The 15,485-nt window shown below is 63.6% G+C and carries 14 protein-coding genes; 9 read left to right on the forward strand and 5 right to left on the reverse strand.

Annotated elements, in window-relative coordinates; all coding sequences use genetic code 11:
* Positions 1-17 precede the first annotated feature (17 nt).
* A complete protein-coding gene (locus tag ASG84_RS03005; RefSeq protein ID WP_057475577.1) occupies positions 18-1,142 on the reverse strand; it encodes an adenosine deaminase in 1,125 nt (374 codons plus the stop codon).
* Positions 1,143-1,387: 245 nt separating this feature from the next.
* Between ASG84_RS03005 and ASG84_RS03010 the strand changes: the two genes are divergently transcribed.
* Together ASG84_RS03010 and ASG84_RS03015 are read left to right on the forward strand one after the other, a co-directional pair.
* Positions 1,388-2,890: an APC family permease gene (locus ASG84_RS03010; protein ID WP_057475578.1), complete on the forward strand. Its 1,503-nt coding sequence runs from the start codon at positions 1,388-1,390 to the stop codon at positions 2,888-2,890.
* Between the two features lie 19 nt (positions 2,891-2,909).
* The gene (locus ASG84_RS03015) at positions 2,910-3,764 is read left to right on the forward strand and encodes a universal stress protein (protein ID WP_057475579.1); all 855 of its coding nucleotides are present in this window, start codon (positions 2,910-2,912) and stop codon (positions 3,762-3,764) included.
* Positions 3,765-3,839: 75 nt separating this feature from the next.
* Here ASG84_RS03015 and ASG84_RS03020 read toward each other — a convergent pair whose 3' ends face one another.
* Both ASG84_RS03020 and ASG84_RS03025 read right to left on the reverse strand, forming a co-directional pair.
* Positions 3,840-5,261 carry an NAD(P)/FAD-dependent oxidoreductase gene (locus ASG84_RS03020; RefSeq protein WP_235581513.1) on the reverse strand — a complete coding sequence of 474 codons (1,422 nt, stop codon included), beginning with the start codon at positions 5,259-5,261 and terminating at the stop codon, positions 3,840-3,842.
* Positions 5,258-6,751 carry a gamma-aminobutyraldehyde dehydrogenase gene (locus tag ASG84_RS03025; protein ID WP_057475580.1) on the reverse strand — a complete coding sequence of 498 codons (1,494 nt, stop codon included), beginning with the start codon at positions 6,749-6,751 and terminating at the stop codon, positions 5,258-5,260. Before ASG84_RS03025 ends, ASG84_RS03020 begins: the two co-directional genes overlap by 4 nt.
* Before the next feature lie 142 nt (positions 6,752-6,893).
* Between ASG84_RS03025 and ASG84_RS03030 the strand changes: the two genes are divergently transcribed.
* Both ASG84_RS03030 and ASG84_RS03035 read left to right on the forward strand, forming a co-directional pair.
* A complete protein-coding gene (locus ASG84_RS03030; protein WP_057475581.1) occupies positions 6,894-7,358 on the forward strand; it encodes an Lrp/AsnC family transcriptional regulator in 465 nt (154 codons plus the stop codon).
* Positions 7,355-8,722: an aspartate aminotransferase family protein gene (locus ASG84_RS03035; RefSeq protein WP_057475582.1), complete on the forward strand. Its 1,368-nt coding sequence runs from the start codon at positions 7,355-7,357 to the stop codon at positions 8,720-8,722. The genes ASG84_RS03030 and ASG84_RS03035 overlap by 4 nt, the downstream gene beginning before the upstream one ends.
* Positions 8,723-8,731: 9 nt before the next feature.
* Here the strand turns inward: ASG84_RS03035 and ASG84_RS03040 are convergent, their stop codons facing one another.
* Positions 8,732-10,015 (reverse strand): thymidine phosphorylase, encoded by a 1,284-nt coding sequence (locus ASG84_RS03040; RefSeq protein ID WP_057475583.1) that lies wholly within the window; start codon positions 10,013-10,015, stop codon positions 8,732-8,734.
* The gene (locus ASG84_RS03045) at positions 10,008-10,421 is read right to left on the reverse strand and encodes a cytidine deaminase (RefSeq protein WP_057475584.1); all 414 of its coding nucleotides are present in this window, start codon (positions 10,419-10,421) and stop codon (positions 10,008-10,010) included. Before ASG84_RS03045 ends, ASG84_RS03040 begins: the two co-directional genes overlap by 8 nt.
* Before the next feature lie 335 nt (positions 10,422-10,756).
* On the opposite strand from ASG84_RS03045, the gene sdhC reads away from it, so the two are divergent.
* From sdhC to ASG84_RS03070, 5 genes are all read left to right on the forward strand, one after another.
* Positions 10,757-11,098, forward strand: a complete 342-nt coding sequence (gene sdhC, locus ASG84_RS03050; protein ID WP_032378103.1) for a succinate dehydrogenase, cytochrome b556 subunit — start codon at positions 10,757-10,759, stop codon at positions 11,096-11,098.
* Positions 11,098-11,550: a succinate dehydrogenase hydrophobic membrane anchor subunit gene (locus ASG84_RS03055; protein ID WP_027496419.1), complete on the forward strand. Its 453-nt coding sequence runs from the start codon at positions 11,098-11,100 to the stop codon at positions 11,548-11,550. Before sdhC ends, ASG84_RS03055 begins: the two co-directional genes overlap by 1 nt.
* Positions 11,551-11,566: 16 nt before the next feature.
* Positions 11,567-13,318, forward strand: a complete 1,752-nt coding sequence (gene sdhA / locus ASG84_RS03060; protein WP_032376833.1) for a succinate dehydrogenase flavoprotein subunit — start codon at positions 11,567-11,569, stop codon at positions 13,316-13,318.
* Position 13,319: 1 nt separating this feature from the next.
* Complete coding sequence (locus ASG84_RS03065) at positions 13,320-14,099, forward strand: succinate dehydrogenase iron-sulfur subunit (RefSeq protein WP_057475585.1); 780 nt, start codon at positions 13,320-13,322, stop codon at positions 14,097-14,099.
* A gap of 213 nt (positions 14,100-14,312) precedes the next feature.
* Complete coding sequence (locus ASG84_RS03070; RefSeq protein ID WP_057475586.1) at positions 14,313-15,485, forward strand: phytanoyl-CoA dioxygenase family protein; 1,173 nt, start codon at positions 14,313-14,315, stop codon at positions 15,483-15,485.

Genomic DNA, 15,485 nt, shown 5'->3' on the forward strand with positions numbered 1-15,485 from the left:
GCGACCTCGCACGGAGGTCAGCCGATCAGGACCGCATAACCGGGCTTGATCACGTCGTCGATCAGCGCCAGTCGCTCGTCGAACGGTAGAAACGCGGACTTCATCGCGTTGATGGTGAACCGCTCGAGATCGCTCCACCCGTAGCCGAACGTCTCGACGAGCTTGACCATCTCGCGACTCATCGAGGTGTCGCTCATCAGCCGGTTGTCCGTGTTCACGGTGACCCGAAAGCGCAGGCGTGCAAGCAGATCGAACGGGTGTGTCGCCAACGACTCGACCGCGCCGGTCTGCACGTTGGAGCTCGGGCACAGTTCGAGCGGCATACGGGTGTCACGAACGTACGCGGCCAGCAAACCGAGCGTGGGCGAGCCGTCGGCTTCGCGGGTGATGTCGTCGGTGATCCGCACTCCATGTCCGAGCCGGTCGGTCCCGCAGAACGCCACTGCTTCCTGAATGGACGGCAGCCCGAACGCTTCGCCCGCATGAATGGTGAAGTGCGCGTTACTTGCTCGCATGTACTCGAAGGCATCGAGGTGGCGGCTGGGAGGAAAGCCCGCTTCGGCACCGGCGATGTCGAAGCCGACGACACCGCGATCGCGGAATCGAACCGTCAGCTCGGCGATCTCCCGCGACCTGGCTGCATGTCGCATCGCGGTGAGCAGGGTGCCGATCGTGATGTTCTTGCCTCGCACCTTGGCTGCGGAGATTCCCGCCTCGAAACCTGCGAGTGTGTGGGTGACGACCTCGTCGAGGGTCAGTCCGCGTTCGAGATGCTGCTCCGGGGCGAAGCGCACCTCGGCATACACGACGCCGTCGTCGGCGAGATCCTCGGCGCATTCGCGCGCCACCCGAAACAGGCCCTCGGGGGTTTGCATCACGGCGACCGTGTGCGCGAACGTTTCGAGGTAGCGCACGAGCGAGCCGCTGTCGGCGGATTCGCGGAACCAGGTGCCCAATGCTGCGCCGTCGGTGGCGGGAAGTCCGTCGTAACCGCACTCGTCGGCCAGTTCCAGCACGGTCTGCGGTCGAAGTCCGCCATCGAGGTGATCGTGCAGCAATGCCTTCGGAGCTGTCCTGATCGACGCGAGATCGAGTGGCGCACTGCCACCGATCGAAGACTGTGTGTTCTCCGTGGTGCTCATGTGTCGACGGTAGCGCGCAGCCCGTGCGTCCGCGCGTCCGCCGGAGCCACACGGCGAGTCCGCGGATTCCGGCGAACCGTGCTGCTTATGCGACCTATTTCGTTGCATTGTTACTCCGATGAAAACAATTCCGTCGATACACAGCGGATCGGCGACGGAAATCGTAGTGTTCATCCAACACACGCGACCGATTCTGTCGGGTCTCCTTCCGACGTCCTCGGTCGACTCGAACCTCGGAGAGACCTATGTCGATTGCGGAACCGCCGAACACCATTCCGGGTAAAGGACTCAACACCGGCGCTCTCGGGTTGGTCGGCAACATCGTCATCGGACTGTCGGCGGTGGCGCCGGCCTACAGCCTGGCCGCCACCCTCGGCTACGTCGTCCTGGCCGTCGGCGACAAAGCACCGTCGATGTTCCTCATCGCGTTCGTCCCGATGCTGCTCACAGCCTTCGCCTACCGAGAATTGGGACGCGACACCCCGGACTGCGGAACATCGTTCACGTGGGGCACCAAGGCGTTCGGCCCGTGGGTCGGCTGGATGGCGGGATGGGGGCTGGCGGTCTCGGCGATCATCGTGCTCGCCAACGTGGCCGAGATCGCTGCCATCTATCTGTTCGAGTTCCTCGGCCTCTCGGACTTGGCGGAGTCCACTGCCGCCAAGGTCGCACTCGGTTCGTTCTTCATCGCCTCGATGACCTACGTCAGTTTCCGCGGCATCCTGATCAGCGAACGCATGCAGAACGTACTGCTGGTCGTGCAGTTCGGTGTACTCATCGGAGTGTCGGTGACGGCACTGGTCAAGGTGGGGACCGGCACCGCCGGACCTCAGGCCATCACGCCCCAGTGGAGTTGGTTGGTTCCCACCGGGGTGACGATGTCCGACGCGGCCCAGGCCATCATCCTGTGCATCTTCATCTACTGGGGATGGGACGCCTGCCTGGCCGTCGGCGAGGAAACGAAAGATTCCGAGAAGACGCCGGGACGCGCCGCGGTGATCACCACGCTGATCCTCGTCGCCACGTACGTTCTCGTCGGCTACGCCGTGCAGTCGTTCGCCGGCTTCGGCGATACCGGTATCGGCCTGAACAACCCGGACAACGTCGACGACGTACTCACCATCCTCGGAGATCCCGTCGCGGGCTCGATCGTGGCGTCGTTGCTGTTGCTGACCGTCTCGATCTCGGCTCTGTCCTCCACTCAGACAACCATTCTGCCCACGGCCCGAGGAACCCTGTCGATGGCCGTGTACGAGGCCATTCCCAAGCGGTTCGCCAGCGTCCACCCCAAGTACATGACGCCCGGCTTCGGCACACTCGTGATGGGCGCGGCGGCTCTGCTGTTCTACCTGGTGCTCACCTTCGTCAGCGCCAATGCGCTGCAGGATTCGGTGGCCTCGCTCGGGCTCGCGGTCGCGTTCTACTACGGCATCACCGCGTACGCATGCACGTGGTATTTCCGCCGAACGCTGTTCTCGTCCGCCCGAAACCTGTTCATGCGCGGCATCTTTCCGCTGCTCGGCGGATTGTCGATGACCTGGGCGTTCGTCCAGAGTGCCATCGACATGATCAAGCCCGACTACGGTTACACCGTCTACGGATCGATCGGCGGAGTGTTCGTCCTCGGCGTCGGAATGCTGGTACTCGGAATCCCGCTGATGCTGCTGTGCTTCGTGGGCAACAAGGACTTCTTCCAGGGCAAAACACTCACCGCGTCCACCGAAGTCAAGGTTCCGGACACTTACTAGAAGAGAAGGACCGAAACTCATGAAGATCACCGTCGGCTACCTCGCCACTCCCAGCGGCGACGACGGCGTAGCCCTGGCCATCGCCCTCGCTCGTGCCCTCGACGCCTCCATCGACATCGTGCTGGTCATGGCCGTGGACGAACCGGTCATGGAAGGCAGCGGCCCGTACCGAAAAGTGCTCGAGGCCAAGGCGAAGGGGTGGGTGGACGACGCCGCCGCCCAGGTCCCGTCGGGCATCGCGGTGACCACCCACGTGCTCTCGCACGAGTCTTTCGCCCGGGCCCTCATCGACTTCGCCGTACAGACCGGTTCCGACATGATCGTCGTCGGCGGCGCAGGCGACGGCCTGCTGAATCGGCATTCGATCGGGTCGGTTGCCGGTCAGCTTCTGCACGCCTCCGAAGTACCGCTGGCACTCGCACCTCGGGGTTACCGGCTCTCCGACGCTCCGATCACCGACCTCACCGTCGCGGTCCCCACCCGAGCATCGGCCTCGAATCCGTTGCCGTTCGCGATCACCCTTGCCAGCGCGGCCCATGTGCCGGTCCGGTTGGTGTCGCTTGTGTCCCTCGAACCGACCGGAGCACCCAGCGACGAGAGCTCGCTGGACACGCGTCGACGACAGGTCGCGGCAGCGCAAGAGAACCTCGAGCTCGCGGCCCGCACTCTTCCCGGTATCGACGGCTTGCAGTCGGTCGTCGCCGACGGGTCTTCGTTGGACGAGGCCATGGGCAACCTCGACTGGAAGCCGGGCGATGTGCTGTTTCTCGGCTCGAGTGGATTGGCAAGCCCCAAGCGCGTGTTCCTCGGATCGAGTGCGACCAAGATACTGCGGGCCGCCCCGGTGCCGGTGGTCGTCGTTCCGCACGAGTAGAGCGGCTCCGCCGCTTGTGAGCGAAACTTCGTAGCAGAGAACGAGTTTCCGTGCACGTGCGGCGAAGCCGCTCCGTCAGCTGTCGAAGCCGAGACCGAGGGCGTCCATACCCTTGAGCCACAGGCCGCGCTTTCCGCCGTTCCGGTCGGCTCGGGCGAATGCAGCACGGGTGATGTTGATGCCGATGGACTTGAGGGGCTCGGGCGGAAACGGAAGCGGCATGCTGCGCACCATCTTCAGCCGTGTTCGTTCGGTATCCTTGCCGTCCAGTAGATCGAGCGCGGTGCGGGCCCCGAAGTGCGACGCGCCGACGCCGAGGCCGGTGAACCCGGCCACCGAGGCCACCCGTCCGTTCATGCCGAGATCCCAGAACGCACTGAACCGCGAGCACGTGTCGATCGATCCGCCCCAGGCGTGGGTGGCACGGATTCCCTCGAGTCCGGGGAACATCTGCAGCAGGTGCTCGGCGAGCAATGCGAACTCTTCGGGATGTTGGGTTCGGCGAGGGTCGGTGTCGCTACCGTAGAAGTAGTGCGCATCCCACCCGCCGAACAGGATGCGGTTGTCCGCCGTCAACCGGAAGTAGTGAAATCTGTTGCCGGAGTCGGCCAATCCTTCCCGGCCGGACCAGCCGATGTCGGCGAGCTGCGACGGACTCAGAGGCTCGGTCATGATGACGTAGTCCCACACGGGCACGATCCAGTGGCGGAGTTTGCGGCGCAACGACTTCGATGCCGAGGTGGCCAGCAGAACCTTGCCCGCCTCGATGGTTCCGTACCCCGTTGTCACTCGAATACCGTTGCCGGACTTGTCGATCGACAGTGCCTTGGTGTTCTCGTGAATGTGTACGCCGAGCGACTCGGCCGCGTCGGCCAGGCCCCAGGCAAGTTTGCCGGGGTCGATCATCGCGACGTCGGGGTCGAACAGTGCGCCGCGCGCCATCGGTGAAGTGATTTTGGACCGCACTGCAGCGGCGTCGAGGTATTCCATCGGCTGAGACAGGCGTGCACCCTCCTCGCCGAGCTCGCGCAGATCGTCTACCTGCCAATCGAAATTGGCGATGTCGAGCTCGCCGGTGCGTTCGATGTCGGCATCGATTCCGTACTTCTCCGCAGTCGCGCAGATCGCGTCGAGCGTCTCTGTGCCCATCCGCAGCAACTGGGGTAGTTCGTCGGCATACCGGTCGAGTCCGTTGCCCAGCCCGTGCGTCAGGCTGGCCGCACAGAAGCCGCCGTTGCGACCGGTCGCCCCCTCCGCGATGCGGTCGCCCTCGAGCAACACGATCGATCTGTCCGGATTCTCCTCGGCCGCGTGCACCGCCGCCCACAGTCCGGTGAAGCCGCCGCCGACTATCACCAGATCTGCTGTCGCAGAGCTGGTGTGCCGACTGCGCGGAGCGGGCCGTTGGGGACGGTCGAGCCAATAGGACTCCGGCGTTGCACCCGCCACCATTGCTACACCGCGTTCGGAGGGCTCGGTGGCCCACACGCCGCTCACCGGGCTTGTTCCTGAACGTCGGCGAAGACCGTTCGATGCCAGGGCTTTCGGGCCACACCCGTGATGTCGGTCATGACGTGCTTGACGGTGAGGTACTCGTCCAGCGAATAGCTCGACATGTCCTTGCCGAAGCCCGAGGCCCCGAATCCGCCGTGGGGCATCTCGCTGATGATCGGAATGTGGTCGTTGATCCACACACAGCCGGCGGCGATCTCGCGCGTCGCTCGTCCTGCGCGGTACACGTCTCGGGTCCACGCGGAAGCCGCGAGTCCGAACGCAGTGTCGTTGGCGCGCCGGATCGCATCGTCGTCACCGTGATGCTTGGATACCGTGAGCACCGGACCGAACACCTCGTCGCGATAGATCTCGTCCTGCTCACCGACATCGGCAATCAGGGTGGGCGGATAGAACGCCCCTCGACCCTCCGGCACGCGGCCTCCGGTGACGATCCTGGCTCCGGCATCGCGAGCTCGATTCACCATGGCCGCAACACGATCGCGATGGGCGTTCGAGATCAGTGAACCCATGTCGGTCGCCGGATCGGTCGGGTCTCCCATCACGACGCGTCCCATCAACTCGGCCACTCCGGCAACGAATTCGTCGTAGAGAGACTCGGCGACGATGGCGCGGGTGGCCGCCGTGCAGTCCTGGCCACCGTTGATCAACGATCCGGCGACCGCGCCGTGAATGGCGGCCTCGAGATCCGCGTCGTCGAACACCACGAACGGGGCCTTGCCGCCCAGTTCCAGTTGGACCCGAGTGCCGTGGGCGGCGGCCTGCGCCATGACGCGCCTGCCGACAGGAGTCGAGCCGGTGAAGGTCATCAGATCGAGGCCCGCGTGCGAGGACAGTGCCACTCCGGCGTCTTCTCCGGTTCCGGTCACGACGTTGAACACCCCGTCGGGAACTCCGGCCTCGGTGGCCAAGCGCGCCAGTCGCAACGTGGTCAGCGGAGTGAGTTCACTGGGCTTGAGCACGATGGCGCACCCTGCCGCCAGAGCCGGAATCGCCTTCCACACCGCCATCTGCAGCGGATAGTTCCATGGAGTGATCGACCCGACCACTCCGACGGCGTCGCGACGGATTGCGGAGGTGTGCTCACCCGAGTACTCCGCTGCGGCCTTGCCATCGAGGTTCCGCGCCGCTCCGGCGAAGAACTCGATGTTGTCGATGCTGCCCGGAACGTCGAATTCCTGCGCCAGCCGCACCGCTTTGCCGGTCTGTGCCACTTCCTCTGTCGCAAAGGAATCGGCGTCGGCCGCAACCAGCCGAGCCAGCTCTGCCAGCACCGCGCTTCGCTGCGCCGGCGTTGCGCCGGACCATTCCGGAAATGCCGACCGAGCATGTGCGAGTGCCGAATCGACGTCCTCCGCCGTCGCCAGCCCGACCTCGGCCACAACCGCCCCCGTCGCGGGATCGTCGACGGCATATCGCTGACCACTACCGTCCACCGCGCGCCCGTCGATCCAACAAGCAGGAATGTTCGCCATACCTGCACAGTACCGCCCGAGCTACTGATTCTCTCAGTTTCTCGCCTCTCGACAACTGATTCTGTCGTCCGAATGGGCAATTAATACGCATTTCATCGTCGAAGGGTTGTGTTCACCACCGCGACAATGACAAGATCGACGTATGCCCGAGCAGCCACCCATCGCACTCGACGACGTCTCCAAGGCGATCATCGAACAACTCCAGGAGGACGGGCGACGCTCGTACGCCGCGATCGGCAAAGCCGTAGGACTCTCGGAAGCTGCTGTTCGCCAACGTGTTCAGCGTCTGACTGATTCCGGCGTCATGCAGATCGTCGCGGTGACCGATCCGGTACAGGTCGGATTCAAGCGGCAGGCGATGATCGGCATCAAGTGCACCGGAGACAGCTACGCGTTGTCCGAGGAACTGTCGGCCATCGCCGCAATCGACTATGTCGTCCTCACCGCAGGGTCGTTCGACGTCGTTGTGGAAGTGGTGTGCGAGGACGACGAACAGCTCCTGCAGATTCTCAACAAGCAGATCCGCAGCCTGGACGGTGTCACCAGTACCGAAACCCTGGTCTATCTCAAACTCGTCAAGCAGCAATACAATTGGGGAACCCGATGACACGAACGACAGCCGAACTCGACGCCTCCGCAGCCAAGCACCTGTGGGGTCACTTCACCCGCCACGGTGCCGGGGTCACGCCCCCGATCATCACCCGCGGCGAAGGCGCGACCATTTGGGACTCGAACGGCAAGAGCTACATCGACGGGCTCTCGGGCCTGTTCGTGGTTCAGGTCGGTCACGGCCGCGAGGAACTGGCCGAGGCGGCGGCAAAGCAGGCAAAGGAATTGGCATTCTTCCCGCTGTGGTCGTACGTCACCGAACCGGCCATCGAACTGGCCGAACGCCTCGCCGGGTACGCCCCCGGCGACCTGAACCGGGTCTTCTTCACCACCGGTGGCGGCGAGGCCGTCGAGAGCGCATGGAAGCTGGCCAAGCAGTACTTCAAGAAGGTCGGCAAGCCCGGTAAGCACAAGGTGATCTCGCGGGCCATTGCTTATCACGGCACCCCGCAGGGTGCGCTCGCGATCACCGGAATTCCGGCGCTCAAAGAGCCTTTCGAGCCGCTGACACCGGGTGCGTTCCGGGTGCCGAACACCAACATCTACCGCGCTCCGGCTCCCCTGGACACCGATCCGAAGGCGTTCGGAATCTGGGCTGCAGATCGCATCGCCGAGGCCATCGAGTTCGAAGGCCCCGATTCGGTGGCCGCGGTGTTCCTCGAGCCGGTCCAGAATGCCGGGGGTTGCTTCCCTCCCCCGCCCGGATACTTCGAGCGGGTCCGCGAGATCTGCGACCGCTACGACGTCCTCCTGGTCTCGGACGAGGTGATCTGTGCGTTCGGACGGATCGGATCCATGTTCGCCTGCAACGACTTCGGCTACGTCCCGGACATCATCACCTGCGCCAAGGGATTGACCTCGGGCTATTCCCCGATCGGCGCAATGATCGCCTCCGACAAGCTCTTCGAGCCGTTCGACGACGGCACGTCCAGCTTCGCGCACGGGTACACCTTCGGCGGCCATCCCGTGTCCGCAGCGGTCGCCATGGCCAATCTCGACATCTTCGAGCGCGAGGGAATCAACGCCCACGTCGCAGACAACGCACCGGCGTTTCGCTCGACGCTCGAGAAGCTGCACGACCTGCCGATCGTCGGAGACGTGCGCGGCGAAGGGTTCTTCTACGGCATCGAACTGGTCAAGGACAAGGCCACGAAGGAAACGTTCGACGACGCCGAAGCAGAACGCATCCTCCGCGGGTTCCTGTCCACAGCTCTGTTCGACGCAGGGCTGTACTGCCGCGCCGACGACCGCGGCGATCCGGTAGTGCAGCTGGCTCCGCCACTCATCTGTGGTCAGAAGGAGTTCGACGAGATGGAACAGATCTTGCGCAGCGTCTTGACCGAGGCGGGCAACCTGATCTGACCGAGACTGCTACTGGCCGATGCGGTCGATGACGAGAGGGCTCGGCTCGACAGCCGTGGCACCTATTTCCCAGCTGCCGTCGAGTGCCTGCTGCGCGTACTCGAACCGTTCGGGAGTGTCGGTGTACAGGGTTGCGAGCCGATCCCCGGCCCGCACCCGATCACCCGGCTTGGCGTGCAGCCGCACACCGGCTGCGCTCTGCACCGGCTCACCCTGACGCTCGCGGCCTGCCCCCAGCCGCCATGCGGCAAGCCCGACGCCCATCGCGTCCAGGCCGGTGACGATGCCGTCCTGGGTTGCCTTGAATTCCTGGCTCTCCCGGGCGACGGGCAGCGCCGCGTCGGGATCCCCGCCCTGCGCGGCGATCATTGCCTTCCACCGATCCATGGCGGACCCGTCGGCGAGCTTGTCGGCCGGATCGATGCCCTCGATACCGGCCGCGGCGAGCATGGTCCGGGCCAGCGTGATCGTCAGCTCGACGATGTCGGCGGGGCCGCCTCCGGCGAGCACCTCGACAGACTCCTGCACTTCGAGCGCATTGCCTGCGGTGAGCCCGAGCGGGATGTCCATGGACGTCAGAACCGCCATGGTGCGCACACCCGCATCGGTTCCGAGCTCGACCATCGCGGTGGCGAGTTCGCGCGCATCGTCGACGTTCTTCATGAACGCGCCCGCGCCGACCTTCACATCCAATACGAGGGCACCGGTGCCCTCGGCAATCTTCTTGCTCATGATCGAGCTGGCGATCAGCGGAATCGACTCTACGGTTCCGGTCACGTCGCGTAAGGCGTAGAGCTTCTTGTCGGCGGGAGCCAGATCGGCACCGGCGGCGCAGACGACCGCTCCCACCGCCGGATCGGCCAGGATGCGATGCATTTCCTCACCGCTGAGGTCGGCTCGCCACCCGGGGATCGACTCGAGCTTGTCGAGCGTGCCGCCGGTATGCCCCAGGCCTCGACCCGACAGCTGTGGAACAGCTGCCCCGCACGCGGCGACCAGGGGGGCCAACGGCAGCGTGATCTTGTCTCCGACACCGCCGGTCGAATGCTTGTCGACGGTGGGCAGCGGCAATGCCGAGAAATCCATGCGGGTGCCCGATGCGATCATCGCGCCGGTCCACGTGCTCAATTCCCGACGGGACAATCCGCGCAACAGAATTGCCATCGCCAGTGCCGACATCTGTTCCGGCGCGACGGTTCCGCGAGTGAACTCCGCGATCACCCACTCGATCTGTTCGTCGTCGAGAACGCGGCCGTCGCGCTTCGCGCTGATGATCGATACGGCGTCAGGCATGGTTGTTCACGCGTCCTTCGTCGAGGTTGTCGGGTCCGAATGCATCCGGCAGCAACTCTGCCAGTCGACGCGGTCCCGAGTTGGTATCGACGAGCAGATCCGGGCCGCCGAATTCGAACAGCAACTGCCGACACCGCCCGCACGGCATCAGGATCTCACGACGAGAATCGCAGCAGGAGAAGGCCACCAGTCTGCCGCCGCCGGTCGCGTGCAGGTTCGAGACCAACCCGCATTCGGCGCAGAGCCCCAAACCGTATGAGACATTCTCCACATTGCACCCGGTGACTATTCGATTGTCGTCCACCAGAGCGGCCGCACCGACCGGAAAGTTCGAGTACGGGGCGTAAGCATGACGCATTACTTCATGAGCGTTGTCGCGCAACGTATTCCAGTCGATTTCATCCATGGTTACCCATCCAATCACGCTGTCTGAATTGATGCAGAGAACTGCCCGAATCGTCGTGTCCGAATTGGGAAGGCAAACCTAACACCGAATTTCGGCACCGTACGAACCTCGAGTCGAATTAGTTCCGTGTTTCGAATGGGTTTACAGTTTCAAGTAAGCGGCTAGTACAACCAGCACTAGGGCCGAATCGCGACAAATCGAGTCAGGACAAGACCCGTCCACCGGGCTCGAAGCGTCCACCAACGACGTTGGAGGCATTGCACTCGATGAGTAGCACGACGGAAGTCGCTCCGGTCAAGGAGCGTAAGCGGTCTCTGTACCGCGGGGATCCGGGCATGTGGTCCTGGGTTCTGCACCGCATCACTGGCGTGTTGACGTTCTTCTTCTTGTTCGTCCACGTCCTCGACACGGCGATGGTTCGGGTCAATCCCGAAACGTACGACGCCATCATCGAGACCTACAAGACCCCGCTCGTCGGCCTGATGGAACTCGGCCTCGTGGCCGCAGTGCTGTATCACGCATTGAACGGCATCCGGGTCATGCTGGTCGATTTCTGGTCCAAGGGACCGCAGTACCAGAAGCCGATGCTCTGGGTCATCGCAGTCGTCTGGCTCGTCGTCATGATCCCGGGCGCGGGACGAATCTTCTACAACATGTTCACGGCGGGTGGTCACTGATGTCGACGCAGGGTCCCGAGGCGAAGGTCCTCGGCACGAACTACGACCGTCCGGCCAGCTTGGCCAACCCCCGTTCACCGCGTCGGCAGAGCAAGGGCAACTTCGAGCTCTACGCGTGGCTGTTCATGCGCTTCTCGGGTCTGGCACTCGTCGTGCTCGTACTCGGTCACATGTTCATCATGCTGATGCTCGACGACGGTGTGCACCGCATCAACTTCGCGTTCGTCGCCGGTCGTTGGGCCAGCCCGTTCTGGCAGTTCTGGGATCTGACGATGCTGTGGCTCGCTCAGCTCCACGGTGGCAACGGCCTACGCACGATCATCGCGGACTACTCCCGCAAGGATTCGACGCGATTCTGGCTGACGACGCTGCTGGTGCTGTCCATGATCCTGATCATGGGCGTCGGCACCTACGTCATCTTCACGTTCGATCCCAACATCTCGGCGAGCTAAGGACACTGACGCTTACATGCAGGAACATCGTTACGACGTACTGATCGTCGGCGCAGGCGGTGCCGGTATGCGTGCTGCGATCGAAGCCGGACCCCGCGCTCGCACCGCCGTACTGACCAAGCTCTACCCCACTCGTTCGCACACCGGTGCAGCCCAGGGTGGCATGTGCGCCGCTCTGGCGAACGTGGAGGAAGACAACTGGGAATGGCACACGTTCGACACCGTCAAGGGCGGCGACTACCTCGCCGACCAGGACGCGGTGGAGATCATGGCAAAGGAAGCAATCGACGCCGTTCTCGACCTCGAGAAGATGGGTCTTCCGTTCAACCGGACACCCGAGGGCAAGATCGATCAGCGTCGCTTCGGCGGTCACACCCGCGACCACGGCAAAGCGCCGGTTCGTCGTGCGTGCTACGCGGCCGACCGCACCGGCCACATGATTCTGCAGACGCTCTACCAGAACTGCGTCAAGCACGACGTCGAGTTCTACAACGAGTTCTACGCACTGGATCTGTGTCTGACCGAAACCGACGACGGTCCCGTAGCAACGGGCATCATCGCCTACGAGCTCTCGACCGGCGAGCTGCACATCTTCCACGCGAAGTCGATCATCTTCGCCACGGGCGGTTCGGGCCGAATCTACAAGACCACGTCCAACGCCCACACCCTCACCGGTGACGGCATGAGCATCGTGTTCCGCAAGGGTCTTCCCTTGGAGGACATGGAGTTCCACCAGTTCCACCCGACAGGTCTCGCCGGTCTGGGGATTCTCATCTCCGAGGCCGTCCGAGGTGAGGGCGGCATCCTGCGCAACGAGTCGGGTGAGCGCTTCATGGAGCGCTACGCACCGACCATCAAGGACCTCGCGCCCCGCGACATCGTCGCTCGTTCGATGGTGCTCGAGGTGCTCGAAGGACGCGGCGGTGGTCCCAACAAGGATTACGTCTACATCGACGTCACGCATATTCCCGAGGAAGTACTCGACGAGAAACTCCCCGACATCATGGAGTTCTCGCGTACGTACCTCGGTGTGGATCCCGTCAAGGAGCCGGTGCCGGTCTACCCGACCTGTCACTACGTCATGGGCGGCATCCCCACCAAGATTCACGGCGAGGTGCTCCGCAACAACACCGATATCGTTCCCGGTCTGTACGCCGCCGGTGAGTGTGCCTGCGTTTCGGTGCACGGAGCCAACCGTCTCGGCACCAACTCGCTGCTCGACATCAACGTCTTCGGACGTCGTGCCGGCATTGCCGCGGCCGAGTACGCAAACTCAGTCGACTTCACCCCGCTCCCCGAGGAGCCGGCCAAGATGGTCCAGGACTGGCTGGAACTCATCCTGTCGGATCACGGTCACGAGCGCGCAGCCGACATCCGTACCGAGATGCAGCAGTCGATGGACAACAACGCATCGGTGTTCCGCACCGAGGAGCGCCTCGAGACGGCGCTCAAGGATGTGCGGGCGCTCAAGGAGCGGTACAACAAGATCACCGTCGAGGACAAGGGCAAGCGCTACAACAGCGATCTGCTCGAGGCCATCGAACTCGGCTTCCTTCTCGAAATGGCCGAGGTCACGGTCGTCGGAGCGCTCAACCGCAAGGAATCGCGGGGCGGTCACGCTCGCGAGGACTACCCCGAGCGCAACGACGCCGAGTACATGAAGCACACCATGGCCTACAAAGAGGGCGAAGGTCTGCTCACCGAGATTCGCCTGGATTACAAGCCGGTAATCCAAACCCGCTACGAGCCGATGGAGCGGAAGTACTGATATGAGCGCACCTACCCTGGACAAGAAGACCGAGTCCGATCTGCCACCCGTGCCGGAGGGCGCGGTGATGGTGAACCTCAAGATCGCTCGCTTCAACCCCGAAAGCGGTGACGGCCAGCGTTGGGACACCTTCCAGGTGCCCACCCTGGAGACCGACCGTCTGCTCAACCTCCTGCTGTACGTGAAGGGCTACCTGGACGGAACTTTGACGTTCCGTCGTTCGTGTGCTCACGGCGTGTGCGGCAGCGACGCGATGCGGATCAACGGCGTCAACCGTCTCGCCTGCAAGGTGCTGATGCGCGACATGCTCCCCAAGGACTCGTCGAAGACGCTGAACATCACCATCGAGCCCATCAAGGGCCTGCCGGTGGAGAAGGATCTCATCGTCGACATGGAACCCTTCTTCGACGCGTTCCGCGCCGTGAAGCCGTTCCTGATGACGACGGGCAACGAGCCGACCCGTGAGCGCATCCAGTCCGCCGCGGACCGCGCCCGGTTCGACGACACCACCAAGTGCATCCTGTGCGCGTGCTGCACGACCTCGTGCCCCGTGTTCTGGAGCGACGGCAGCTACTTCGGACCCGCTGCGATCGTCAATGCACACCGGTTCATCTTCGACAGCCGCGACGAGGGTGGAAGCGAACGTCTGGACATTCTCAACGATGTGGAGGGTGTCTGGCGTTGCCGGACCACCTTCAACTGCACCGACGCATGCCCCCGCGGCATCCAGGTGACCAAGGCAATTCAGGAAGTCAAGCGCGCGCTGCTCTTCGCTCGCTGATCGTCGGTTTCCGGTCGGGAACCACAGAGGCCCCCACGCAGACAGTCTGCGTGGGGGCTTTCGTGTTGCATCGGCATGCCGGCCCCGCGGCATTCATGTCGACAGTCGGACGACATGAGGGGTTTCTGATGGATTTTGAGGGTTGATTCGCAGGTGGAAAGGGATCAGGCTCGAGGTCGAACTCTGCACCTGGCCCTCGAAAGGACTTCGATCATGACCACCTACACGAGCACAACCCGGACCGGACGGCTCGGAGAAGACGACTGCGACATCGATCGATTCCGTGAATCGGTATCCGAGCAACTCGACCTCGCGAACTATCCGCATGCAACGGGTGTTCGGGAAAACGTTCTGATCTACGACGCCCGCTCGGTCGAGGGCCTCGATGCCCCGACACGCGAGTCGGTACAGAACGAGCTGGCCCAGGCTCTGCTCACCGGGCCCGGCATCGTCCTGTTCGAGGGCGCGTTCACCGAAACCCACCGTGTGAGCGAGGCCACCGACTACTTCATGGACACCATCGCCGGTCAGCACGCAGCAGGCTTGAACTCGGGCGATCATTTCGCTCCGCCCGGTGCCAACGATCGAGTCTGGTCTGCATTGCAGAAGCTGGCCGTCGATCGACCCGAGGTGTTCACCGACTACTACGCCAACGACGTCCTCGCATTGGTATCGCATGCCTGGTTGGGACCGATGTACCAGGTGACATCGTCGGTCAATGTCGTCAACCCGGGCGGTCGCGCACAGAATCCGCATCGTGACTACCACCTGGGATTCATGTCGGTCGACACCGCCGCTGCATTCCCCGCGCACGTGCACCGACTGTCGCCTGCCCTGACTCTGCAGGGAGCCGTCGCACACTGCGACATGCCGCTCGAGAGCGGACCGACCATGTACTTACCGTTCTCACAGCGGTACGAACCGGGCTACATCGCTTTCAATTTGCCCGAGTTTCGAGAGTACTTCGCACAGAACTACATTCAACTGCCCCTTCGGGTCGGCGACGCCGTCTTCTTCAATCCGGCACTGTTCCATGCTGCCGGACACAACACCTCGACGGGCATTCGCCGGATAGCGAATTTACTGCAGGTGTCGTCTGCGTTCGGTCGCGCGATCGACACGGTCGACCGCAAGGCCATAGTCGAGGCCATCTATCCGTCCCTGCTTCGGATGGCGTCGAGCAGCAGCGCAGCGTCCGTCGGCAACGTCATTGCGGCGTCGGCCGAGGGGTACGCATTCCCCACCAACCTCGATCGCGACCGACCGACGACCGGCCTGGCAGGTGAGACGCAGGCCGAACTCGTCGCACGCGCCGTCGACGCCGCGATGCCCGCTCGCGAGTTGACGGCACTGCTCGAGGATCAGGAGCGGCGCAGGCGCATCTGA

The organism is Rhodococcus sp. Leaf278, assembly GCF_001426085.1.
Classification (GTDB): domain Bacteria; phylum Actinomycetota; class Actinomycetes; order Mycobacteriales; family Mycobacteriaceae; genus Rhodococcoides.

What these genes read in the sequence shown, in the direction of transcription:
- ASG84_RS03045 (WP_057475584.1), bottom strand. Translation starts at nt 10,421, where the DNA reads ATGGATGAAATCGACTGGAATACGTTGCGCGACAACGCTCATGAAGTA.
- ASG84_RS03070 (WP_057475586.1), top strand. Translation starts at nt 14,313, where the DNA reads ATGACCACCTACACGAGCACAACCCGGACCGGACGGCTCGGAGAAGAC.
- ASG84_RS03055 (WP_027496419.1), top strand. Translation starts at nt 11,098, where the DNA reads ATGTCGACGCAGGGTCCCGAGGCGAAGGTCCTCGGCACGAACTACGAC.
- ASG84_RS03040 (WP_057475583.1), bottom strand. Translation starts at nt 10,015, where the DNA reads ATGCCTGACGCCGTATCGATCATCAGCGCGAAGCGCGACGGCCGCGTT.
- ASG84_RS03015 (WP_057475579.1), top strand. Translation starts at nt 2,910, where the DNA reads ATGAAGATCACCGTCGGCTACCTCGCCACTCCCAGCGGCGACGACGGC.
- ASG84_RS03010 (WP_057475578.1), top strand. Translation starts at nt 1,388, where the DNA reads ATGTCGATTGCGGAACCGCCGAACACCATTCCGGGTAAAGGACTCAAC.
- ASG84_RS03065 (WP_057475585.1), top strand. Translation starts at nt 13,320, where the DNA reads ATGAGCGCACCTACCCTGGACAAGAAGACCGAGTCCGATCTGCCACCC.
- ASG84_RS03030 (WP_057475581.1), top strand. Translation starts at nt 6,894, where the DNA reads ATGCCCGAGCAGCCACCCATCGCACTCGACGACGTCTCCAAGGCGATC.
- ASG84_RS03035 (WP_057475582.1), top strand. Translation starts at nt 7,355, where the DNA reads ATGACACGAACGACAGCCGAACTCGACGCCTCCGCAGCCAAGCACCTG.
- ASG84_RS03005 (WP_057475577.1), bottom strand. Translation starts at nt 1,142, where the DNA reads ATGAGCACCACGGAGAACACACAGTCTTCGATCGGTGGCAGTGCGCCA.
- sdhA (WP_032376833.1), top strand. Translation starts at nt 11,567, where the DNA reads ATGCAGGAACATCGTTACGACGTACTGATCGTCGGCGCAGGCGGTGCC.
- sdhC (WP_032378103.1), top strand. Translation starts at nt 10,757, where the DNA reads ATGTGGTCCTGGGTTCTGCACCGCATCACTGGCGTGTTGACGTTCTTC.
- ASG84_RS03025 (WP_057475580.1), bottom strand. Translation starts at nt 6,751, where the DNA reads ATGGCGAACATTCCTGCTTGTTGGATCGACGGGCGCGCGGTGGACGGT.